Raw genomic sequence first — 23,274 nt, 5'->3', positions numbered from 1 at the left:
CTCCTTCTTAGGAATTGGATGTCGCGGCGGCGCTGGCAGGAATACCCTCTTCCTGCACCGAGCGATGCTTACGTAACTGCTGGCTGATGGCCTCCACGCGGGCATCGGTCAGCTTGTAGAGTGACAGCATGATGAACATGCCGACGTAGAGCACCACCGGCACCACGCAGAACAGAATTTTGATGGTGGAGAGCACCTCCACCGGCTGCACGCTATTGCTGGCGGAGTAGTTGACGAAGGCCAGGATCCAGCCCACCACCGCGCCGCCGATCGCCAGGCCAATCTTCAGGCTGAACAGGTAGGTCGAGAACACCAGCCCGTCGAGGCGTCGTCCGCTGCGGCTCTCTTCGTAATCCACCACGTCGGAGGCCATCAGCCACTGCAGCGGCGTAGTGGTGTTAAAGACAAACAGGAACACAATGTTGAGGGCGAAAATCAGCGCAATATGTTCGGCCGGCACCACGAAAATCAGCAGGCTGATCAGCGAGTAAATCACGATAATCGCTTTAAACGCCTTCACCCGGTCGAAGCGGCCTAACAGGCGCGACGAGGCCAGCGAGCCGAACATGGTGGCAATGCTGCCGTACAGCAGAAACTGCATCGCCAGTTCCGGATGGTCCATCACATACTTGACGAAATAGAGCGTCGCCCCGCCGCGTACCACGTTGGAACAGGTCGCCATCATTTTGAAGGCACACATAATGCGCCACTGGGTATTGCCGAACAGCAACCGGAGATCTTTCGCCACCGACGAACCAGGCTGCACCTCGAAGGTGTAGCGCTCTTTAGTGGTAAAGAAGCACACGTACAGCAGCACCACGCCAGTCAGCCCCAGCACGCACATCGCGCCAAAGTAGCCCAGTTGCTCATCCCCTTTGCCGATGATGCCCACCAGCGGCAGCGCAATCCCGCTAATCGCCAGCGAGCCCGCCGCGGCGAGGAAGAAGCGCCACGACTGCAAGGCATGACGCTCTTTGGGATCGGCGGTAATCACTCCCGGCATCGCGCAATACGGCACGTTGACGAAGGTGTATACCAGCGTCAGCAGGATGTAGGTCACGCAGGCATAGATAATCTTGCCCTGGGCGGAAAAGTCCGGCGTGTAGAAGGTCAGCATGCAGACGATGCCAAACGGGATCGCCCCCCACAGCAGGAACGGGCGAAACTGACCGTGGCGGGTACGGGTGCGGTCCACCAGCAGGCCCATCAGCGGATCGGTCACGGCATCCAGCACCCGGGAAACCAAAAACAGCGTGCCCATAATGCCCGCGGAGAGGCCAAACACATCGGTATAGAAATAGGCCAGCAGGAACATCGTGGCCTGCCAGACAAAGCCGCAGGCGGTATCGCCCAGGCCGTAGCCGATTTTATCTTTCATGGTTAATTGCATATTTATCCCCAACCCTAAAGAGTGGAATAGAGCAAACGTCAGAGTCCTGAAACAGGAATAAATTTCTGTTGCCACATCAGGAATTCACCCATCATTCGTGTGCTTATGGTTCACGTTTTCGTGTTAACAGAGTGTAAGAAGATGCGCATTTTTCCGGCAATGACCATTTTTAATTTATGAATTATGTTTTTTGGTTTTTGTGATTGCCATCGTTATAAAATGGCGGCTGGATAAAATAGTTAAGCTTTTATTTTTAACAAGTTATGAAATAACTAAAATCCATAAAAATATTTATTTCAGGCAGCACAAAGCCGCCCACGGAATATTTCCGCAGACGACTAATGGGCGATATTTTATTTAAATGCCGAGGGCTTTTTTCCCGGCGTTAATCACCTCGATAATTTTATCGGTATCATATATGCAGCCTTTCCAGGTACCGCCGCTGACCGACTGTAACGCCGCCCATAAACGGGTATCGTCCGGTAAAAAATCGTGGGCATGCAGTTCGGGATGCGCAGCGCGGGCCGCCAGTTCCAGCGCCCCTTCTTGCGGCGTCAGCCGTTTCTGCGCGGTGCCGATAAAGTTCACGCTGCCGGTTAACGCCAGCCTGTCCACCGCAATCTCAATCACATCGTTATCGCGCAGCTTGCCAATAGGCCCGCCCGCCAGCGCTTCCGGGGCGACGTGACCAAAGCAGGCGCCGGTCGACACCCCGGAAAAACGGGCATCGGTAATCAGCGACACCGTTTTTCCCCACGACACATGCTTCAGCGCCGAGGTGAGCTGGTAGGTCTCTTCCATGCCGGTGCCGGACGGGCCGCCGCCGATCACCACCATGATATCGCCCTGTTCGATCTCGCCGTTTTTAATCGCCTTGATCGCCCGCGCTTCCGACACAAACACCCGCGCCCGCCCGGTATGACGATAAACACCATCTTCACCCACCACCGACGGGTCAATGGCCGTGGCTTTGATCACCGACCCTTCCGGCGCAATATTGCCGACCGGGAAAGCCACCGTGGAGGTCAGCCCTCGGGCCTGCGCGCGGGCCGGCGGGAGGATCACATCATCCGGATCGACGCCATCCTGCTCGCGCAGGCACTGGCGGAATTTCTCACGCCGCTCGGAGGTCTGCCACCAGTCGAGATTTTCCCCGACCGTCTGCCCGGTAACCGTCATCGCATCGAGATGCAGCAGCCCCAGATCGCGCAGATGCAGCATCACTTCCGGCACTCCACCGGCGAGGAAAGCGCGCACCGTCGGGTGGTAGTCCGGGCCGTTCGGCAGCACGCTGACCAGCCGTGGGACTTTCCGGTTGATGCGCGTCCAGTGCTCCACGTCCGGGATGGTGCAGCCCGCCGCGTGGGCGATGGCGGGAATATGCAGCAGCAGGTTGGTGGAGCCGCCAAACGCCGCGTGGATAACCATCGCGTTTTCAATCGCTTTGTCGGTCAGAATATCGCGGGTGGTGATGCCGCGGTTATCCAGTTCGCTCACCGCTCTGGCGGACTGGCGGGAGATTTCCAGCCACACGTCCTGCCCCGACGGCGCCAGCGCCGAGTGCGGCAGCGCCAGCCCGAGGGCTTCCGCCACCACCTGCGAGGTGCCCGCCGTCCCTAAGAACTGGCAACCGCCTCCCGGCGAGGCGCAGGCCCGACAGCCCAGCTCGGCAGCCTCCTGCAGCGACAGTTCGTGGTTGGCGTAGCGTGCGCCAATGGTTTGTACTTTCCCGGCATCTTCCCCGAAGGTTGGCGGCAGCGTCGCGCCGCCGGGAACCAGAATGGTCGGCAAATCGTGCATCGCCGCCAGGGCAATCATCGTCGCCGGCAGGCCTTTGTCGCAGGTTGCCACGCCGATCACCGCCCGGCGCGTTGGCAACGAGCGGATCAGGCGGCGGAACACAATGGCCGCGTCGTTGCGGTACGGCAGCGAGTCGAACATGCCATGGGTGCCCTGGGAGCGGCCATCGCAGGGGTCGCTGACGAAGGCGGCGAACGGGATGCCACCGTTGCGGGTGATCTCTTTTGCCGCCGCCTGCATTTGCAGGCCAATCTCCCAGTGCCCGGTGTGGTAACCCAGCGCCACCGGGCGCCCGTCACCGGCGCGGATACCGCCCTGAGTGCCGATGATCAGCACCTCTTTGCCGGTAAGCTTGTTAGCGTCCCAGCCCATCCCGGCGTTTTGCGTCATGCCGAACAGATTACCGCTCGGCGACTCCATCAGCATTTGCGGAGTCAGGGGCAGCGCCCCCTGTGGACCGGCGGCATGGGTGATAACCGCGTAAAAAGCATCGTCCTGCGCCGTGAATATCGTCTCAATCGCCATCTTATTTTTCCGGTTCAGCAGAGTCTGAGCTGTTGCAGCAAGGTTTTAAGCTGCCTTTTTTTGGTGTCGTCCAGCGCCGAGGCCGGCGGCAGCACATGCGTCGAGATCGGCCGGCCGCACAGCACCACCGCCTCTTTAATCACATTCACGAACGGCGTATCCAGCTGGTACATCTGGGGGATCTGCAGCAGCGTCTGATGATACTGAGCCGCCTGCGCCAGGTCGCTGTCGCGGAACGCCTGCAGCAGCTTCACCGACACCTGCGGGGCGAAGTTGCCGCTGGCGGAGATAGCGCCGTCGCCGCCAAGCAGCAGGGTGTTGAACAGGTGATCGTCGTAGCCGCACAGCACCGAGAAGTGCGGATGCGCGGCTTTCACCGTCTGGATCATGCTGCGCAGATGCGCCACGGAGTCGATGGTGTCTTTGATGCCGACAATATTGCGCCGCGAGTCCGCGAGGGTTTTGACCAGCGCCGGCGTCAGATCCTGGCCGCTCAATGCCGGGAAGTTATAGAGGATCACCGGCAGGGTGACGCTGTCGGCCACCTGCTGGAAGTAGTGGATCAGGTTCTGCTCAGAGACTTTCCAGTAGTATGGGTTGATCACCACGATGCCGTCGGCGCCCGCCTGCTGCGCGTGCTGACTGAGCTCAATCGTCTCCCGGGCGTTGGTGCCGCCGGTTCCGATCAGTACCGGCACCCGGCGATCCACGTGGCCGATAGCAAATGCCGCGATGGCTTTACGCTCTTCGGCGTTGAGCTGCGAGAACTCCCCGCCGCTGCCGAGAAAGAACAGGCCATCCACGCCGGCGGAGATCATATCGTCGATCAGCGCGGCGGTGCCCTGGGGATCGAACTGGCCGTCGGCGCTAAAAATGGTGGAGACAGGGGGAATGATCCCCGAGAACTGCGCGGTTTGCTGCATGAGATCTCCTTGCTAAATTATTTTGTTCTACATTATAGAACATCGTTCTTTTATATAAGATTCATACTATGCCGCCGACAAAGGGAAGGTAAATGGGCTGAAAGCCGGAAGTGTGCATTTTTCAAGCTGGATCACAGAATGCTGCAACGTAGATGATTTATAGCCATCAGAAACGCCCCGGAGGCGGCGCGTAGCGCCTGTCCGGGCTACAGGCCCCCAGACGGCGGTGAGCCAGTAGCCCGGTCAGCGCAGCGCCACCGGGGAGTGCGTCATCCCGGAGGCGGTGCGTAGCGCCTGTCCGGGCTACAGGCCCCAACGGCGGTGAGCCAGTAGCCCGGTCAGCGCAGCGCCACCGGGGGAAATCGGCTCGGTCTGATTCGCGGGTTCCGTGGTTAGCCCCGGAGGCGGCGCGTGGCGCCTGTCCGGGCTACAAGCCCCCAGACGGTGGTGAGCCAGTAGCCCGGTCAGCGCAGCGCCACCGGGGAGTGCGTCATCCCGGAGGCGGTGCGTAGCGCCTGTCCGGGCTACAGGTCCCAGACGGCGGTGAGCCAGTAGCCCGGTCAGCGCAGCGCCACCGGGGGAAAACCGGCTCGGTCTGATTCGCGGGTTCCGTGGTAAGCCCCGGAGGCGGCGCGTAGCGCCTGTCCGGGCTACAAGGCCCCAGACGGCGGTGAGCTGGTAGCCCGGTCAGCGCAGCGCCACCGGGGGAAATCGGCTCGGTCTGATTCGCGGGTATTGTGGTGATAAGCGTGAATGGGAAAAAAAGCAGGCCACAGCGGGGTGTGGCCTGAAAATGGATCAACGATTAGATTCCTGCGGTTTCACGAATGTACTGTCGTGCCTTCAGCGCATATTCGAACGGGTTCGCCAGCGCCGGGTCCTGCTCGGCTTCCACCACCATCCAGCCGCGGTAGCCAAAATCATCCAGCAGTTTAAATACCGGACGGAAGTCGATCACCCCGTCGCCGGGCACGGTGAAGGTGCCTTTTTTCACCCCATCAAGGAATGACAGCCCTTCACGACGCACCTGCTCAATCACCGCCGGACGTACATCTTTCAGGTGCACGTGGTTGATGCGTGGCAGGTATTTCTCGAGGATCGCCAGCATCGGCGCTTCGCCACCTTCGGAATACCAGGCATGACCGGTGTCGTACAGCAGGAATACTTTGTCATCCACCAGCGACATAAACTTGTCGATCTCTTCCGTGGTCTGAATACCGGTTCCCATATGGTGGTGCAGACAGACCTGCATCCCCTTTTCAGCGGCAAGACGCCCCAGGGTGTTGTAGCCCTCGGCAACCCGCTGCCACTCTTCTTCACTGAAGCAAGGTTTAACCTCTCCCAGAATCGGCTTTTCCAGCCCCTGAATACTGCCGCTTTGCTCGGAGCAGCCAATCACCTTCGCCCCCATCGCATGGAGGAAGTTCATGTGATTCACAAACTCGTCGATGGTCTTTTCCCGCTGCCCGTTGGCAAAAAAGGTACTGAACCAGGCGTTGCAGATCTGGATACCGCGCAGATCGAGCATCGGCTTCAGAACCGCCGGATCGCGCGGATATTTGCTGCCCACTTCACTTCCGCTAAACCCGGCCAGCGCCATTTCACTGACCGTCTGCTGGAAGGTATTTTCGCTGCCCAACTCGGGCATATCGTCGTTAGTCCAGCCAATCGGGGCAATCGCCAGTTTCACATTATCTTTGTTCATTTCCATGCTCCTGCTGCCGCGTCTTAACGACGCAGCAATTCACGTTCGATGAGTTCACGGGTTTCCACCGCCTGGTATTTCATCTTCTCCGGGTAGCCAAACAGCGACGCGGCAACAATCGGCGGGCCGCCGACTTTGAAGGTCTGTTCAGCAAAGTTCATCTCGCGCAGGGTGCGGAACAGCGCGTCAAAATCAACGTCGCCTTCGCCCACGCCAACATGTTGATGAACCGCAGCATCCACGCCCGGTGGATTGACGATATAGCGGCAGTGCCGGGTATGATTTCGGGTGTCAGCAATCAGCACGTGGGAGAGATCGTTGCCGGCATAACGCAACATTTTCTCCACCTCCCCTTTCCCTTTGTCATAAAAGAAAGTGTGCGGAACGCTGTAAACGTACTTCACATTCTCGCTGCGGAACGATTTCACAATATCGACGGTTTCATTGTGCTCTTCACAGAAGTCCCACGGATGGGCCTGGATCTCCAGCCGGATACCTTCGCGTTCAATCACAGGCAGCAGCTCATCCATCGAGCGATAGAACATCTCTTCACAGATTTCCGGCTGATTCGGATCGCCGGAAAATTCGGTGTTGATCACCTGCACGCCCATTTCCACCGCCACTTCGATCAACCGTTTCCAGTTTTTTACCGCCGCCTGACGGCGCTGTTCGTCCGGACCGGACCAGCGGTAAACGCAGATAAACGAGGAGATCTCCACGCCGTTGTCGCGCAGCGCCTGCTTATATTCGGCGATGGTTTCGCGGCTGGCACGCGGGTGCTTGTAGAACGGGTTAATCTGCGGATGGGGCGACTGCTCAATGTACTGATAGCCCCACTCCGCGACCTGCTGGACCATACGGGTAATCCCGAGATCCCGAATCACATCAACGTCGAAAGCAATTTTCATCGTCGTTACCTGTTCAAAGACGTTCCGAAAACAAGAAAGCGATTAGCGCTGGTAGAACGCCGGGCACTCAGGCAACGCGACCGCTACCGGCCCGCTGTTCTCCTGGGCCTGCATGCAGGCATCGGCCGCCACCGAGGCCGCATAGCCGTCCCACGCCGAAGGCCCCTGCAGCTGACCGGCCTTCACGTCATTGATAAAGGCCTGCAGTTCCACGTCGTAGGCTTTAATAAAGCGGTCTTTCCAGTCGACGAGAATGGCGGTCGACAGATTGGCGCTCTTACGCATCTGTACCGCTGACGGCTCCGGCAGACGGGCAATACCCGTTTCACCAACCACTTCACACTGGATGTCGTAGCCGTACTGGCAGTTCACAAACACTTCAACATCGATCAGGGTGCCTTTGCGCGTTTCGAACGAGACAATCTGCGGGTCTCTCAGACGCGGGTGGGTATGGGACGTGGAGCGCGGGAAGCGCACCTGTACCGACAGATAGTCGTCATCCAGCAGCCAGCGCAGCACGTCCAGCTCGTGGATCAGGGTGTTGGTGATCGCCATATCGGTGGTGTAATTCTCGCCCACCGACTGGTTACGGTGCGCGCAGCGCAGCATCAGCGGCGCGCCGATATCTCCATCATCAATGACTTTTTTCAGCGCCAGATAGCCTTCATCATAAGGACGCATAAAGCCCACCTGCACCAGGCGGCGGCCCGCTTTCATTTCAGCGTCAACGATGCGGCGGCAGCCTTCCGCGCTCATCGCCAGCGGCTTCTCACAGAAGACCGGTTTGCCGGCGGCGATCGCCGCGAGGGTATACTCTTCGTGCGTCGGGTCCCAGGAGGTCACCAGGATCGCATCGACATCGCTGGCGTTAATCACGTCATGACCGTCGGTGTAGATCTCCGCCTGTACTCCCGGCAACGCCACTGCCGCACGCGCGCTTTCTGCATTAATGTCCGACACCGCCACCACGGTGGCACCCTGTAAGACCTGGGTGCAACGACGGATATGTTCTTTACCGATGGCGCCAGCGCCGATGACACCTAATTTGAGTGACATAGTGGTTTTCTCCGTGATTCTGTAGGGTTCAAGGTAAGCGTTATAGGTTAGTAATCTCGCGCCTCGGCGCGTTTTTCATTAATCATTTCAGCCACTTTGCGAATACGTTCGGACAATGCCGTCTGGGCGATACCGACGTTCCACCAGCTGCCGTACGAGTGCACCATGGTTTTCGGCAGCACTTTAATATCAATCAGGGTACTGACCGTTTCGCGGCGCGCGGCATCCAGCGCGTGCCGCAGTTCATCCAGCGTGGTGACGCGCCAGGTTTTGCAGCCGTAGCCTGCCGCGATAGTGGCGAAATCGATCGGGATCAGCCCGCCCTGTAGCTGCCCGGTCTGCGCCGAGCGATAGCGGAATTCGGTGCCGAAGCTGCCCATACCGTGGCCAATCTGCAGGTTATTGATACAGCCGTTGGCCATGTTATCGAGCAGCACCACGTTGATCTTCGCCCCTTCCTGTAAGGAGGTGACCAGCTCGGAGTGCAGCATCATGAAAGAGCCGTCGCCGACCAGCGAGTACACTTCCGTTTGCGGCTGCGCCAGCTTGACGCCGAGCGCGGCGTTCACCTCATAACCCATACACGAATAGCCGTACTCCACGTGATAGGTGTTGGTGGCCCGGTTGCGCCACACCCGTTGTAAATCGCCGGGCAGGCTGCCCGCCGCCGCCACAATCACGGCCTCTGCCGGCAGCGTCTCATTGAGCACTCCCAGCACGCTGCTCTGGGTCAGCGTGGAATCGGTAATCTGGCGAAATTCGCGATAGACCGCCTCGCGATCGAGACGATCGTCGACTTCCGGCACAAACCCACTCTCCTGCCACTGCGCCTGATAAACGCGCTGCGTCTCTTTCAACTGGCTGCTCTGAACGCTGGCGATCTGCGCGCCCCATCCGGCCTGCCAGTCGGCGTCAGCCAGCGCATCGTCCAGCGCGGTGAGCGCTTCACGGGCATCGGCCAGCAGCGGAATACCGTCGAGCTTCCAGGCATCGAAGTTGCTGACGTTGACGTTCAGATAACGCACGTTGGGGTGCTGGAAAAGCCATTTTGAAGAGGTGGTGAAATCACTAAAGCGGGTGCCGATGCCGATGACTAAATCGGCCTCTTTCGCCAGCAGGTTGGCGGCCAGGCAGCCGGTCTCCCCGACGCCGCCGACGTTCAGCGGATGGGATGACACCACCGTGCCTTTCCCGGCCTGGGTTTCGGCAAACGGAATCTGGTAATGCTCGGCAAAGCGGGACAGCGCGTCACCGGCACCAGCGTATTTCACCCCGCCGCCGCAGATAATCAGCGGCTTGCGGCTGGCTTTGATGGCGGCGATGGCGTCCGCCAGATGCGCCGCGCTGACCGGGCGACGATCGAGCCGGTGCACGCGCCGCGCGAAGAAGGTTTCCGGGTAATCCCAGGCTTCGCCCTGGACGTCCTGCGGCAGGCACAGCGTCACCGCGCCGGTTTCCGCCGGGTCGGTGAGGACGCGCATGGCGTTAATGCAGGCGCTCATCAGCTGTTCCGGGCGCGTAATGCGGTCCCAGTATTTGCTGACCGCCCGGAAGGCGTCATTGGTGCTGATGCTCAGGTCGTAGCTCTGCTCAACCTGTTGCAGAACCGGGTCCGGCTGGCGGGTGGCAAAGACGTCGCCGGGCAGCAGCAGCAGCGGGATCCGGTTGGCGGTTGCCGTCGCGGCGGCGGTAAGCATATTCGCCGCACCGGGGCCAACGGACGCGGTACAGGCGATAATCTGGCGACGCAGAGACTGGCGGGCAAAACCGGTGGCGGCATGCGCCATGCCCTGTTCGTTACGCCCCTGGAAAACCCGCATCTCACCGCTGTCTTGTTCCAGTGCCTGGCCTAACCCCAGTACATTGCCGTGACCAAAGATGGCAAAAATCCCTTTAACAAATTTATGCTCTACGCCATCCACTTCCAGATACTGGTTATCAAGGAACTTCACCAGCGCCTGCGCCATTGTCAGCCTCAGTTTGCCCATCTTGCACAATCCTTATTGTTCAGCTTTTGTCTGTGGGTTCGCCGCGTTTCCCGCGCCGCACGGTTTGCACGGTTGTTGGGAGATCGTTAACGTCCACTGGAATACTTTTGGATTATAGGCAAACATTTTTTTCATTAAATAGGAATACAGAAAAAATATTTCATTTTGCGAGAGGGATCAAACTCTCTCTGCGTTTCAGCCGTTTCACCGGCCGTCGCTCCCCCTTCAGCGGCCTTGCCAGGCGGCCTGCCACGCCAATATCCTGTTAAAAATCAGATATAAAGCGTTCTCTCATCAGACCACCCACCTGCTGACGCCGTGACCACCGGCGATCCGTTGCTGAACGCGGGCTGGCGCGGCAGAGTGGTAGATCCTTCACACTTTTGGTTTTTTAATTTCGAACAAGTTTGCAAATGAAATATTTATTTCTCAAACTAAGAACAACCGTTCACCCTCAGGCTGTTTGTGGAGACCTTGTCGGTATCCGACCCCTCCGTACAGCAGATATGCAAAAGGAAATCCTAGCTATGAATGCAGCAGTAAAGCGGCTCGACGTCATCTGTATTGGCCGGGTGGCTGTCGACCTCTATGCCCAGCAGATTGGTGCAAGGCTAGAAGATGTTGCCAGTTTCTCTAAATATCTGGGCGGGTCTTCCGGTAATGTCGCCTATGGCACCGCCATTCAGGGGTTAAAATCCGCCATGCTGGCGCGCGTAGGTGATGAGCACAATGGTCGTTTTTTGCGTGAAACGCTCAGCCGGGCCGGGGTTGATACCGAATACCTGATCACCGATAAACAGCGCCTTACCGCGCTGGTAATGCTGGGAATTAAAGACCAGGAGACCTTCCCGCTCATTTTTTACCGTGATAATTGCGCCGACATGGCGCTGGCGCCTGAGGATATTCATGAGGAGTACATTGCCTCTTCCCGCGCGCTGGCGGTGACCGGCACCCATCTTTCGCACGCCAATACCCGTGCCGCCGTGCTGAAAGCGCTGGAATACGCCCGTCGCCACGGTCTGCGCACCGCGCTGGATATCGATTACCGCCCGGTGCTGTGGGGGCTGACCTCGCTGGGGGACGGTGAAACGCGTTTCATTGAATCCGATCCGGTCACCAGTCAGCTGCAGGAAGTGCTACATCTGTTCGATTTAGTGGTCGGTACAGAAGAAGAGTTTCATATTGCCGGGGGCAGTACCGATACCCTGACGGCGCTGAAAAACGTCCGCCACGCCACCAACGCCACCCTGGTGTGCAAACGCGGTCCGATGGGCTGCGTGGTGCTGGAAGGCGATATTCCCGATAGCTGGGACAGCGTGCCGCTCCAGCAGGGCGTGCGGGTTGAGGTGCTCAACGTGCTGGGCGCCGGGGATGCATTTATGTCCGGTCTGCTGCGCGGCTGGCTGAATGATGAAGGCTGGGAGCAGGCCTGCCGCTATGCAAACGCCTGCGGTGCGCTGGTGGTTTCACGCCACGGTTGCGCGCCGGCGATGCCGACTAAAGTCGAGCTGGATGACTATCTGCAACGCGCGGAGTCGGTGTCGCGTCCGGACACCGATGCGCGTCTGAACCACCTGCACCGGGTCACCAGCCGCCGTCAGGCATGGCCGGAACTGTGTATTTTTGCCTTTGATCATCGCAAGCAGCTGGCGGATCTGGCCCGGGAAACCGGACGAGATGAGTCCTGTATTTCCCCGCTCAAACTCCTGCTGTTATCCGCCGCCGAAGCCGCGGCGCAGGAAGCCGGGCTTGACCAGCGCAGCGGGATCCTCGCTGACGGCACCTACGGTCAGCGGGCGCTGAACGCCATTACCGGTAAAGGATGGTGGATTGGCCGTCCTATCGAGCTGCCGGGATCTCGCCCGCTGCGCCTTGAACACGGCAGCATCGGGTCTCAGCTGATCGACTGGCCGCTGGAGCAGGTGGTGAAATGCCTGGTGTTCTATCACCCGGCGGACCCGGCCTCGCTGCGGGCGGAACAGGATGCGCTGCTGCTGGAAGTCTGGCAGGCCTGCAACAAGTCCGGGCATGAACTGCTGCTGGAAGTGATCCTCCCGGAAAACGGCCCGGAAAAAGACGAGCGTCATTACTACACCATGTTGGAACATTTTTATCAGCTCGGTATTCAGCCGGACTGGTGGAAGCTGCCGCCGCTTTCCAGCGCCTGCTGGGAGCAGATCAGCGCGCTGATCGCCCGGGAAGACAGCTGGTGTCGCGGGATCCTGCTGCTCGGCCTGGATGCGCCGCCGGACCGCCTGCGCGCCGGTTTTGCCGAGGCTGCCAGCCATCCGATCATCAAAGGGTTTGCCGTCGGCCGCACCATCTTTGGTCAGCCTTCGCGCCGCTGGATGCAGGGTGAGCTGAGCGATGAGGCGCTGATCGACGAAGTGAAACGTAACTATCTGACGCTTATCGGCTACTGGCGCGAAGCCCGCGGCTAACGCTGATCCCACCGGCCCGCCCACTTCGGGCGGGCTTTTTGCTGTTTGTTCGTGAAATGAATCGCGTATTTCATCGCAATAAATGAAAAATTCGCTTCATTTGGTACACTGGAAGTTATATTCCTTTCATTTTATCAGAGCGCAATCTATGGCCAATAATCCGACCCAACTGACCATCCTGCAGGATGAAATTCGGCGTCGCTACGATACCTTAAGCAAACGCTTAAAGCAGGTGGCACGCTATATTCTGGATAACAGCAATAGCGTCGCGTTCGATACCGTCGCGTCCATTGCTCAGCAGGCGGATGTCCCGCCGTCAACGTTGATCCGTTTCGCTAATGCGTTCGGCTTCAGCGGCTTTAACGAAATGAAGCAGATGTTCCGCCAGCATCTGATGGAAGAGACCGCCAACTATACCGAGCGCGCTCGCCTGTTCCGTCAGACCACCAACGATGAAACCTCCCCGCCGGAAACGCCGACGGAAATCCTCAATATGTTTACCATGGTGAACACCCAGGCGCTGCAGCAGCTGGCGATGCAGACCTCCGGGGACGATCTTGAGCGGGCGGTGGCCCTGCTGGCGGAAGCCGAGAACATTTATGTGATTGGCCTGCGCCGCTCCTTTAGCGTCGCTTCCTATCTGACCTATGCGCTGCGCCACCTTGATCGTAAGGCCTTCCTGATCGACGGCCTTGGCGGGATGTTCACCGAACAGCTGAGCCTGGTGGGACCGAAGGACGTTGTGATTGCCGTCAGCTTCTCGCCGTATGCCCGCGAAGTGGTTGAGCTGGTGGAGCTGGGCGCCCAGCGTAAAGCCCGGCAAATCGCCATTACCGACAGCCAGGTCAGCCCGCTCGCGGCCTTCAGCGATGTCTGTTTCGTGGTGCGTGAAGCGCAGGTGGACGGTTTCCGCTCGCAGGTCGCTTCCCTGTGCCTGGCTCAGACCCTCGCCGTGTCGCTGGCGCTGAACAGCAGCAAAGAGCCTCAGGCTCAGCAGAACCTCGCCTGACCTGCCCTCCCGGATGGCGGCGCACGCGCCTTATCCGGGCTACAGCACATCCGGTTGCCCCAGACAAAAAAGGCCGCTAAACCAGGTTTAGCGGCCTTTTTACATCCATGTTTACATCTATGTTTACTTCTATGTTGCGTCAGTCGTGGCGGGGATAATCGGGACTGTTAATCCACGCGTGATCCTCTTCCCAGGTGAACAGCCATTTGCGTTCCGGCCCGGCCATGACGTTGAGGTAATAGCTGTCATACCCGGCAATCGCGGCGACCGGATGATAGCCGCGCGGTACCATCACCACATCGTGGTTAGACGGCGCCATGCAGGCGTCCAGGCTACGATCGTCGGTATACACCCGCTGGAATGCAAACCCCTGCGGCGGATCGAAACGGTGGTAATAGGTCTCTTCCAGCTGCGTCTCTTTGCCCGGCTGCGCGGTATCGTGCTTATGGGACGGCCACGAACTGGTGGCCCCCTCGTCGGTGTAGACTTCCACCACCAGCAGGCAATCGGCCTGCGCATTATCCGGCAGGATATTGTGCACGCGGCGCTGGTTGCGGCCTTTACCACGATGCTCGACGCCGACATCCTGCGGGCGAATCACCCGCGCCGGCAGCGTCCCTTTACCCGGGGCGCTGCAGACCGCCAGCTCGAGATCGGAGTCTGCCGTCACCTCTACCTTGTCCTGCGGCGGCACATACACCGACCACGGCGGCGTGCGCTCAAACGGCGACATTCGCTGTCCCAGGTTGGGGAAATCGGCCTTCGTCGTTTTGACCGAGGCCAGCCCGGCCACCAGCACCAGGCACAGCTCGCGATCGCCGCTCTCCAGCTGGATGGTTTCCCCTTTTTTCAGCATCCACACATCGAACCCGATATAGCGCCAGCCGGCGCTTTGCGGCGTAATGTGCTGGATCTGCCCCTCTTTGCGTGATTTAGCCAGTAACGACATGGCGCTCTCCTTCGCCGATTAGCCTAACGTCGGCATGCTGAATTCAGATACGGTCTGCTGCCCTTCCGGCCAACGCACGGTGGCGGTTTTCATACGGGTGTAGAAGCGCACGCCGTCAGGCCCGTGGACGTTCAGGGCGCCAAACACCGAGCGTTTCCAGCCGCCAAAGCTGTGGAACGCCATCGGTACCGGCACCGGCACGTTGACGCCGACCATCCCGGCCTGCACATCATGCACGAATTCCCGCGCGGTGTGGCCGTTGCTGGTGAAAACGGCGCTGCCGTTGCCAAATTCGTGGCTGTTCACCAGCGCCAGCGCGCTGTGGTAGTCCGCGACCCGGACTATGCCCAACACCGGCCCGAAAATCTCTTCGCGCCAGATGGTCATTTCCGGCGTGACGTTATCGAACAGCGTCCCGCCGACATAGTAACCGTCTTCATGACCGGCCACCCGCAGCTTACGCCCGTCGACCACCAGTTTAGCCCCTTCACTGGCGCCTTTATCGATATAGCCCAGCACTTTTTTCTGATGGGTGTCGGAAACCACCGGCCCCATTTCATTCTCGTCTTTACCGCGCAGGCAGCCCGGCCCGACCTTCAGCGCTTCCACCAGCGGTTTCAGGCGCGCAATCAGTTTGTCTGCCGTTTCATCGCCCACCGCGACGACAACCGGCAGCGCCATGCAGCGCTCGCCCGCAGAGCCAAACGCGCCGCCCATGATGGCGTTGACCGTGGCATCCAGGTCCGCATCCGGCATCACGATGGCGTGGTTTTTCGCCGCGCCAAACGCCTGCACCCGCTTGCCGTGCGCGCTGGCGGTTTTGTAGATATATTCGGCCACGCCGGAAGAGCCAACGAAGCTCACCGCCGCAATGCGCGGATCGGTATACAGCTGTTCGGCGTCATCGTTGCTGCAGTGCACCACGTTAAAGACGCCGTCCGGCAGACCGGCCTCTTTCAGCAGTTCCGCCATGCGTACCGCTGCGGTTGGCGCCAGCGCCGGTGGCTTCAATACGAAGCTGTTGCCGCAGGCCAGCGCCAGCGGGAACATCCACATCGGCACCATCGCCGGGAAGTTAAATGGCGTAATGCCCGCCACCACGCCCAGCGGCTGCATCAGCGAATAGCTGTCGACCCCGGTGCCAACGTCTGAGGAGTACTCGCCCTTAATCAGGTGCGGGATCCCGCAGGCAAATTCGACCACTTCCAGGCCGCGCGTCAGTTCACCCAGCGCGTCCGACCACACTTTACCGTGCTCGCTGACGATGATCCCCGCCAGCTCTTCCGCATGTTGTTCCAGCAGCATTTTAAAGTTGAACAAAACCCGGGCGCGGCGCAGCGGCGTGGTGCGCGACCAGCTTTCAAACGCCTCACGGGCCACCTGAATGGCGTCAGAAACTTCCTGCGCGGTCGACAGCGTGACTTCGCGAACCACTTTCCCCGTCGCCGGATCGTAAACCGGCATCGTTTCATTGCTGCTGCTGGTGACGGTTTTCCCGCCAATAAAGTTTCCTGTGATCGTCATGTTCTCGCCTCATAGTGTTGGTAGGCCAACGTTGCGGCCCGTCTCCGATTTTGCAGTGATATAACCGTAGTAAAATGAAATGTATATTTCAATGATGATGTGAAATGAAATTCTATTTTGGTGATGACTGTCGCATTTCCCATCCTCAGGGCTTCAGTTTTCAGCGGAAAGCGCGATCGATGCGCTTCAGTCGGCGCGCCAGCTGTGCCGGAGGGCCGGCGGAGGCTGAAAGCACGATTAATTGCGAAGCAGCTCAAAGAATCACCATTTCAGTTATTGATAATTTTGAAATAAATGTTTTGACTTAGAGGCAATCGAACGAACCCACCCTACCGTTTCCAGGAGAGCCACATGGCTATCGCACTGCAGCGTTTTTGTCTGAATCGTAAGATCGCCCCTTCCCTGAGCATCGAGGCGTTTTTCCGTCTGGTGAACAGCCTTGGACTGAATAAGGTCGAGCTACGCAATGATTTGCCCTCAGGCCGCGTGACCGACGATCTGAGCCATCAGCAGGTGCGCGAGCTGGCCGAGCGTTACCATATTGAGATCCTGACCATCAACGCCGTTTATCCTTTCAACTGCTGCACGGAACAGGTGCGCAACCTCACCGAATCCTTGCTGCAAGAGGCCCGCGCCATCGGCGCAAAATCGCTGGTGCTGTGTCCGCTGAATGATGGCCGCGAGGTGTCCGCCAGCGAGACGCTGAACGCGCTGCACCAGCTGTCCCCCCTGTTTGCTTTTTACGGTGTGCAGGGGCTGGTGGAGCCTCTGGGCTTCCCGCAAAGCTCGCTGCGTTCCGCCGCCCAGGCACAGGCGCTGATCCGCGATGCGCAGGTGCCGTTTAAGCTGCTGATCGATACCTTCCATCACCATCTTTACCCGCAGGCGGAGGCTGAGTTTGCCCAACTGGATGTCGCGGAAATTGGCCTGGTGCACCTTTCCGGCGTGGAGGACTCTCGCCCGCGGGAGAACCTTACCGACGCTCAGCGGATCATGCTGACGACCCACGACAAGCTGCAGACCTGCGAGCAAATCAAGCAGCTGGAAGCGCGCGGCTACCAGGGCGTGTACGCGTTCGAGCCTTTTGCGCCGGAGCTGGCCTCGTGGAACGACGCGGATATCCGCCGCGAAACGGATCGCAGCATCGCCCTGATCCAACAGCACTGCGGCTGAGGAAAAGCGCGGCGTATTCTGTCAGAGGGGAGATTTCTCACGTCGGTTTGCGGCCAGGTTGCCTATAATCGACGCAGGATAAATGGAGGAATCGAACATGAGCTCACCCCTGCTGATTGCCCGCACCCGGGAAACCCAGCTGCATCTGTTACCAGGAATGGCCAACCGTCACGGCCTGATTACCGGCGCCACCGGCACCGGTAAAACCGTCACGTTGCAAAAGCTGGCGGAATCCTTCTCAGAGATTGGCGTCCCGGTCTTTATGGCCGATGTTAAAGGCGACCTGACCGGGATTGCCGAAGCCGGCCAGGCGTCGGAGAAGCTGCAGGCGCGGCTGGAGAAAATCGGCGTCAGCGACTGGCAGCCGCACGCCAACCCGGTGGTGGTATGGGATATTTTCGGCGAGAAAGGCCACCCGGTACGGGCCACGGTGTCGGATCTCGGGCCGCTGCTGCTGGCGCGCCTGCTGAACCTCAACGAAGTCCAGTCCGGGGTGCTGAATATCATCTTCCGCATCGCCGACGATCGCGGCCTGTTGCTGCTCGATTTCAAAGATTTACGCGCCATTACCCAGTATATCGGCGATAACGCCAAAGCTTTTCAGAACCAGTACGGCAACATCAGCAGCGCCTCGGTCGGCGCCATTCAGCGCGGCCTGCTGACCCTGGAGCAGCAGGGGGCGGAACACTTTTTCGGTGAGCCGATGCTCGATATCCAGGACTGGATGCGCCTCGATGAAAATGGCAAAGGGGTGATTAATATCCTCAGCGCCGAGAAGCTGTATCAGATGCCGAAGCTCTACGCCGCCAGCCTGCTGTGGATGCTCTCTGAACTCTACGAGCGTCTGCCGGAAGCCGGCGATCTCGATAAGCCCAAACTGGTCTTTTTCTTCGATGAAGCGCATCTGCTGTTTAACGATGCCCCGCAGGTGCTGCTGGATAAAATCGAACAGGTGATCCGCCTGATTCGCTCCAAAGCCGTGGGGGTCTACTTCGTCTCGCAGAACCCGTCAGATATTCCCGACGCGGTCCTGGGTCAGCTGGGTAACCGCGTTCAGCACGCCCTGCGCGCCTTTACGCCGAAAGATCAGAAAGCGGTGAAAACCGCGGCGCAGACCATGCGCGCCAACCCGGCCTTCAGCACCGAGCAGGCGATTCAGGAGCTGGGCACCGGCGAAGCGCTGATCTCCTTCCTCGATGAGAAAGGCAGCCCGTCGGTGGTCGAACGCGCCATGGTTATCGCCCCGTGCTCACGAATGGGGCCGGTGACCGACGACGAGCGCAACGGCCTGATTAACCACTCCGCGCTGTACGGTAAATACGAAGAAGAGATCGACCGTGAATCGGCGTTTGAAATGCTGCAAAAAGGGGTTCAGGCCACCGTGGATCAACAGGCGGCGCCCCCGGCCAAAGGCCAGACGGCCAGCGATGACGACGGTCTGCTCGGCGGGCTGAAAGATATTCTGTTCGGCACCACCGGGCCACGAGGCGGCAAGCGGGACGGCATCGTGCAGACCGCGGCGAAAAGCGCGGTGCGCCAGGTAACCAATCAGATTGTCAGAGGTATGCTGGGAAGTTTACTGGGCGGGCGAAAACGGTAGTATCGTCCCCCGCGCGATGACCGTGCGGGGGACGTCGTGCTAGCTCTTTTTCATCATCAGCCAGAGGCTGATCAGGAAGAAGCTGGCGCTTGGCAGCAGCGCACCGATAATCGGCGGGATGCCGTAAACCAGCGTCAGCGGGCCAAAAATCTGGTCCAGCACGTAGAAGATAAAGCCAAAGCTGATCCCGGTGACCACCCTCACCCCCATCGCCACGCTACGCAGCGGGCCGAAGATAAACGACAGGGCCATCAGCATCATCACCGCTACCGACAGCGGCTGGAAGATTTTGCTCCACATATTGAGCTGATAACGCCCCGGGTCCTGGCCGCTGGACTTCAGATAGGTCACGTAGTTGTGCAGGCCGCTGATCGACAGCGCATCCGGATCCAGTGCCACCACGCCCAGCTTGTCGGGCGTCAGCTTGGTTTTCCAGGTTCCGCTAACCATCTGCGATCCGGTTATCTGTTTCGGGTCGGTGAGGTTTGACTCATCGACCTGCGACAGGCGCCAGACTTTATTGTCGTTATCGAATTTCGCCGAGGCCGCATAGCGGACGGTCTGCAAACGACGCTGATCGTTAAACGCGTAAATACTCACGCCGCCCAGCTCATCGTTGCCTTTCACCCGCTCAATATAAACGAAGTTATGACCGTCTTTCGCCCACAGCCCCTGCTGGGTGGACAGCAACGACCCACCATACATCTGCTGCGCACGGTAGTTACGCGCCATCTGTTCGCCCTGCGGCGCGACCCATTCACCGATCGCCATCGTCAGCAATACCAGCGGAATCGCGGTTTTCATCACCGCCAGCGCCACCTGTAAACGGGTGAAACCGGAGGCCTGCATCACCACCAGTTCGCTACGCTGTGCCAGCATCCCGAGCCCCAGCAGTGCGCCAAGCAGCGCCGCCATCGGGAAGAAAATCTGCACGTCTTTCGGTACGCTAAGAATGGTATACAGCCCGGCACCGAGCGCATCATAGCTGCCCTGGCCGGCCTTTTTCAGCTGATCGACAAATTTGATAATGCCCGACAGCGACACCAGCATGAACAGCGTCATCATGATGGTGTTGAAAATCGTCCTACCGATATAACGGTCGAGTACGCCAAACGCCTGCATCACGCCGCTCCTTTGTTAAAACGGGCACGGAAGCGGCGCATCGGCACCGTATCCCACAGGTTCAGCAGCACGGCCAGCGCGAAATAGAGCAGGTTGATACCCCACATCCAGATCATCGGGTCGATTTTACCTTTACCGCCGTTGGACTTAATCGAGGTTTGCAGCAGGAAGAAGACCAGGTACAGCAGCATCGCCGGCAGCATTGACAGTACCCGTCCCTGACGTGGGTTCACCACGCTCAGCGGGACCACCATCAGCGCCATAATGAACACCGTCGCCACCAGCGTGAAGCGCCAGTGCAGCTCCGCGCGGGCGCGGTCAGTATCGGTTTTCCACAGCGTCAGCATGTCCATCTGTTCAGTATCGCTGGGGTCCGAGGAGACCGCCTGATGGCCGATAATTGCCTGGTAATTTTTGAAGTCGGTAATGCGGAAGTCACGCAGCATCGCCGTGCCTTCAAAGCGGGTACCCTGATTCATGGTCACCACCTGCGAACCGTCTTTCTTCTGCGACAGTTCGCCGGTGTCCGCCACGACGACGGAAGGACGCGCATTGCCTTTCGGCTTCAGCTGCGCAAGGAATACATCATGGAAGCGATTGCCGTTCACGCTTTCAATAAACAGCACGGCGCTGCCATCGCTGGCCTGCTGGAACTGGCCCTGGGCCAGCGCGGCCATGCCGGGGTTAGCTTTGGCTTCTGCCAGTACTTCATCCTGATGGCGGGACGACCAGGGGCCGGCCCACATCACGTTGACGGCCGCCACGGCACCGGTAAACAGCGCGAGGATCATCGCCGCTTTGACCAGCACGGCCTTGCTCAGGCCGCAGGCGTGCATCACCGTGATTTCACTTTCGGTATACAGTTTGCCCAGCGTCATTAGCAGCCCGAGGAACAGACTCAGGGGCAGAATAAGCTGCGCCATTTCCGGTACGCCCAGCCCTAACAGGGAGAGCACCAGATTTGTCGGGATGTCGCCATCTACCGCCGCGCCGAGGATCCTGACCAGTTTCTGGCAAAAGAAAATGAGTAGCAGGATGAACAGGATCGCCAACTGGCTTTTCAGCGTCTCACGAACCAGATATCTTATGATTATCACTATAAATACGCCCGTAAAAACCCGTCTTTGCTTGTTATTCTTCACGTTCCAGGTGCGTTGGCTGCATCCGCTCACCTCAGTCACATAGTTAGCTATGTTCCTGAGGGTTCACGGCCTTGCCGCCTTCCTGCAACGCGAATAATTTAGAGCATAGTTGCTGGAAAATTGCTTGTTTCATGGCTTAAACGTCATTTATTCTCTTTGGTCTTCGAAATCATCGCTAAGATTAAATGACTCATTGGTTCCGCGTATCAGGTTTTTTTTCTGACGAACCAAAGCCGTAATAACGTTAAGATTAACACGAAGTCACCGCAACAGCGGACATGAGTTACGAAAGCTTTCAATTCTATCCGTAGCCACCGTCGTTGTCTTTAAGATTCAGGAGCGTAGTGCATGGAGTTCAGTGTAAAAAGCGGTAGCCCGGAGAAACAGCGGAGTGCCTGTATCGTAGTCGGCGTTTTTGAGCCGCGCCGCCTCTCCCCGATTGCCGAACAACTCGATAAAATCAGTGACGGTTATATCAGCGCGCTGCTGCGTCGCGGTGAACTGGAGGGTAAACCTGGCCAGACGCTGCTGCTGCACCATGTGCCCAACATTCTGTCAGAGCGCATTCTGTTGATTGGCTGTGGCAAAGAACGTGAGCTGGATGAACGTCAGTATAAACAAGTCATTCAGAAAACGATAAATACGCTGAATGATACCGGTTCGATGGAAGCGGTCTGTTTCCTGACCGAGCTGCACGTCAAAGGCCGCAACAACTACTGGAAAGTACGCCAGGCCGTTGAGACCGCCAAAGAGACGCTGTACAGCTTCGATCAGCTGAAAACCAACAAAAGCGAGCCACGTCGCCCGCTGCGTAAAATGGTCTTCAACGTTCCGACCCGTCGCGAGCTGACCAGCGGCGAGCGCGCTATCCAGCACGGCCTGGCAATTGCCGCCGGCATCAAAGCGGCGAAAGATCTCGGCAATATGCCGCCGAACATCTGTAACGCAGCTTACCTGGCTTCTCAGGCTCGTCAGTTGGCCGATACCTACAGTAAAAATGTCGTCACCCGCGTGATTGGCGAACAGCAGATGCGCGAGCTGGGCATGAACTCCTATCTGGCGGTCGGCAACGGTTCGCAGAACGAGTCGCTGATGTCGGTTATCGAATACAAAGGCAACCCGTCGGAAGATGCGCGGCCAATCGTGCTGGTCGGCAAAGGGTTGACCTTTGACTCCGGCGGCATCTCCATCAAGCCTGCCGAAGGCATGGATGAGATGAAGTACGACATGTGCGGCGCCGCAGCGGTTTACGGCGTGATGCGCATGGTCGCTGAGCTGCAGCTGCCGCTGAACGTGATTGGGGTGCTGGCCGGCTGTGAAAACATGCCTGGCGGGCGCGCCTATCGTCCGGGCGACGTCCTGACCACCATGTCCGGCCAGACGGTTGAAGTGTTAAACACCGATGCAGAAGGCCGCCTGGTGCTGTGCGACGTGCTGACCTACGTTGAACGTTTCGAACCGGAAGCGGTAGTCGACGTGGCAACGCTGACCGGCGCCTGCGTGATTGCGCTGGGCCATCACATCACCGGCCTGATGTCGAACCACAATCCGCTGGCCCACGAACTGATTGGCGCCTCTGAACTGGCGGGTGACCGCGCGTGGCGTCTGCCGCTGAGCGACGAGTTCCACGATCAGCTGGAGTCGAACTTCGCGGATATGGCGAATATCGGCGGGCGTCCTGGCGGTGCCATCACCGCCGGCTGCTTCCTGTCGCGCTTCGCCCGTAAGTACAACTGGGCGCACCTGGATATCGCCGGTACCGCATGGCGTTCCGGTAAAGCCAAAGGCGCCACCGGTCGTCCGGTCGCCCTGCTGTCGCAGTTCCTGCTCAACCGCGCCGGGTTTACTGGCGAAGAGTAAAATCAAGCGTACCCGGCAGGCCTTGCTTGCCGGGTTCAGTGCCCCCATTACATTCTATACCCTCTGGATTTCGGGTTACGTCACGGCGGCAACCGCACGAATCCCCAGGAGCATAGATAACGGGGTGACTGGGATGAGCGAGGGCAGCCAACAACGAGG

Annotated in this window: 16 protein-coding genes; 5 read left to right on the top strand and 11 right to left on the bottom strand. The window is 58.9% G+C overall.

Features of this window, described 5'->3' with window-relative positions; genetic code table 11:
* Nucleotides 1-7 precede the first annotated feature (7 nt).
* From EDF82_RS23805 to iolD, 7 genes are all read right to left on the bottom strand, one after another.
* Nucleotides 8-1,390 carry a glycoside-pentoside-hexuronide (GPH):cation symporter gene (locus EDF82_RS23805; RefSeq protein ID WP_123757934.1) on the bottom strand — a complete coding sequence of 461 codons (1,383 nt, stop codon included), beginning with the start codon at nt 1,388-1,390 and terminating at the stop codon, nt 8-10.
* Nucleotides 1,391-1,747: 357 nt separating this feature from the next.
* A complete protein-coding gene (locus EDF82_RS23800) occupies nt 1,748-3,715 on the bottom strand; it encodes a YjhG/YagF family D-xylonate dehydratase (RefSeq protein WP_123757933.1) in 1,968 nt (655 codons plus the stop codon).
* A 14-nt stretch (nt 3,716-3,729) separates the two neighbouring features.
* Nucleotides 3,730-4,638: a dihydrodipicolinate synthase family protein gene (locus tag EDF82_RS23795; protein ID WP_123757932.1), complete on the bottom strand. Its 909-nt coding sequence runs from the start codon at nt 4,636-4,638 to the stop codon at nt 3,730-3,732.
* A gap of 805 nt (nt 4,639-5,443) precedes the next feature.
* On the bottom strand, nt 5,444-6,343 hold the full coding sequence (gene iolE / locus EDF82_RS23790) for a myo-inosose-2 dehydratase (protein ID WP_123757931.1): 900 nt from the start codon (nt 6,341-6,343) through the stop codon (nt 5,444-5,446).
* Between the two features lie 23 nt (nt 6,344-6,366).
* Nucleotides 6,367-7,251, bottom strand: a complete 885-nt coding sequence (locus EDF82_RS23785; RefSeq protein WP_123757930.1) for a sugar phosphate isomerase/epimerase family protein — start codon at nt 7,249-7,251, stop codon at nt 6,367-6,369.
* A 42-nt stretch (nt 7,252-7,293) separates the two neighbouring features.
* On the bottom strand, nt 7,294-8,307 hold the full coding sequence (locus tag EDF82_RS23780) for a Gfo/Idh/MocA family protein (protein WP_123757929.1): 1,014 nt from the start codon (nt 8,305-8,307) through the stop codon (nt 7,294-7,296).
* A 47-nt stretch (nt 8,308-8,354) separates the two neighbouring features.
* On the bottom strand, nt 8,355-10,295 hold the full coding sequence (iolD, locus tag EDF82_RS23775) for a 3D-(3,5/4)-trihydroxycyclohexane-1,2-dione acylhydrolase (decyclizing) (protein ID WP_123757928.1): 1,941 nt from the start codon (nt 10,293-10,295) through the stop codon (nt 8,355-8,357).
* A gap of 527 nt (nt 10,296-10,822) precedes the next feature.
* Between iolD and iolC the strand changes: the two genes are divergently transcribed.
* Nucleotides 10,823-12,736 carry a 5-dehydro-2-deoxygluconokinase gene (gene iolC, locus EDF82_RS23770; RefSeq protein WP_123757927.1) on the top strand — a complete coding sequence of 638 codons (1,914 nt, stop codon included), beginning with the start codon at nt 10,823-10,825 and terminating at the stop codon, nt 12,734-12,736.
* 148 nt (nt 12,737-12,884) lie between these two features.
* Nucleotides 12,885-13,745 (top strand): MurR/RpiR family transcriptional regulator, encoded by an 861-nt coding sequence (locus EDF82_RS23765; protein ID WP_123757926.1) that lies wholly within the window; start codon nt 12,885-12,887, stop codon nt 13,743-13,745.
* Between the two features lie 139 nt (nt 13,746-13,884).
* Here the strand turns inward: EDF82_RS23765 and iolB are convergent, their stop codons facing one another.
* Together iolB and EDF82_RS23755 are read right to left on the bottom strand one after the other, a co-directional pair.
* Nucleotides 13,885-14,694, bottom strand: a complete 810-nt coding sequence (iolB, locus tag EDF82_RS23760) for a 5-deoxy-glucuronate isomerase (RefSeq protein WP_123757925.1) — start codon at nt 14,692-14,694, stop codon at nt 13,885-13,887.
* A gap of 18 nt (nt 14,695-14,712) precedes the next feature.
* The gene (locus EDF82_RS23755) at nt 14,713-16,218 is read right to left on the bottom strand and encodes a CoA-acylating methylmalonate-semialdehyde dehydrogenase (RefSeq protein ID WP_123757924.1); all 1,506 of its coding nucleotides are present in this window, start codon (nt 16,216-16,218) and stop codon (nt 14,713-14,715) included.
* 351 nt (nt 16,219-16,569) lie between these two features.
* On the opposite strand from EDF82_RS23755, the gene EDF82_RS23750 reads away from it, so the two are divergent.
* Nucleotides 16,570-17,391, top strand: coding sequence for a TIM barrel protein (locus EDF82_RS23750; protein ID WP_123757923.1), 822 nt, complete (start codon nt 16,570-16,572; stop codon nt 17,389-17,391).
* Between the two features lie 97 nt (nt 17,392-17,488).
* Nucleotides 17,489-18,991 carry a helicase HerA-like C-terminal domain-containing protein gene (locus tag EDF82_RS23745; RefSeq protein WP_123757922.1) on the top strand — a complete coding sequence of 501 codons (1,503 nt, stop codon included), beginning with the start codon at nt 17,489-17,491 and terminating at the stop codon, nt 18,989-18,991.
* Nucleotides 18,992-19,030: 39 nt separating this feature from the next.
* Here EDF82_RS23745 and lptG read toward each other — a convergent pair whose 3' ends face one another.
* Nucleotides 19,031-20,113: an LPS export ABC transporter permease LptG gene (gene lptG / locus EDF82_RS23740; RefSeq protein ID WP_123757921.1), complete on the bottom strand. Its 1,083-nt coding sequence runs from the start codon at nt 20,111-20,113 to the stop codon at nt 19,031-19,033.
* Entirely contained in the window at nt 20,113-21,210 is a 1,098-nt protein-coding gene (lptF, locus tag EDF82_RS23735) for an LPS export ABC transporter permease LptF (protein WP_123757920.1), read from the bottom strand. The genes lptG and lptF overlap by 1 nt, the downstream gene beginning before the upstream one ends.
* 393 nt (nt 21,211-21,603) lie before the next feature.
* On the opposite strand from lptF, the gene pepA reads away from it, so the two are divergent.
* On the top strand, nt 21,604-23,115 hold the full coding sequence (gene pepA, locus EDF82_RS23730) for a leucyl aminopeptidase (RefSeq protein ID WP_123757919.1): 1,512 nt from the start codon (nt 21,604-21,606) through the stop codon (nt 23,113-23,115).
* The last annotated feature ends 159 nt before the right edge of the window (nt 23,116-23,274 follow it).

Source organism: Klebsiella sp. BIGb0399 (assembly GCF_003752615.1).
GTDB lineage: Bacteria > Pseudomonadota > Gammaproteobacteria > Enterobacterales > Enterobacteriaceae > Klebsiella > Klebsiella lignicola.
The sequence above is the reverse complement of the archived record's forward strand: the minus strand, read 5'-3'. Positions and strand labels throughout refer to the sequence as shown.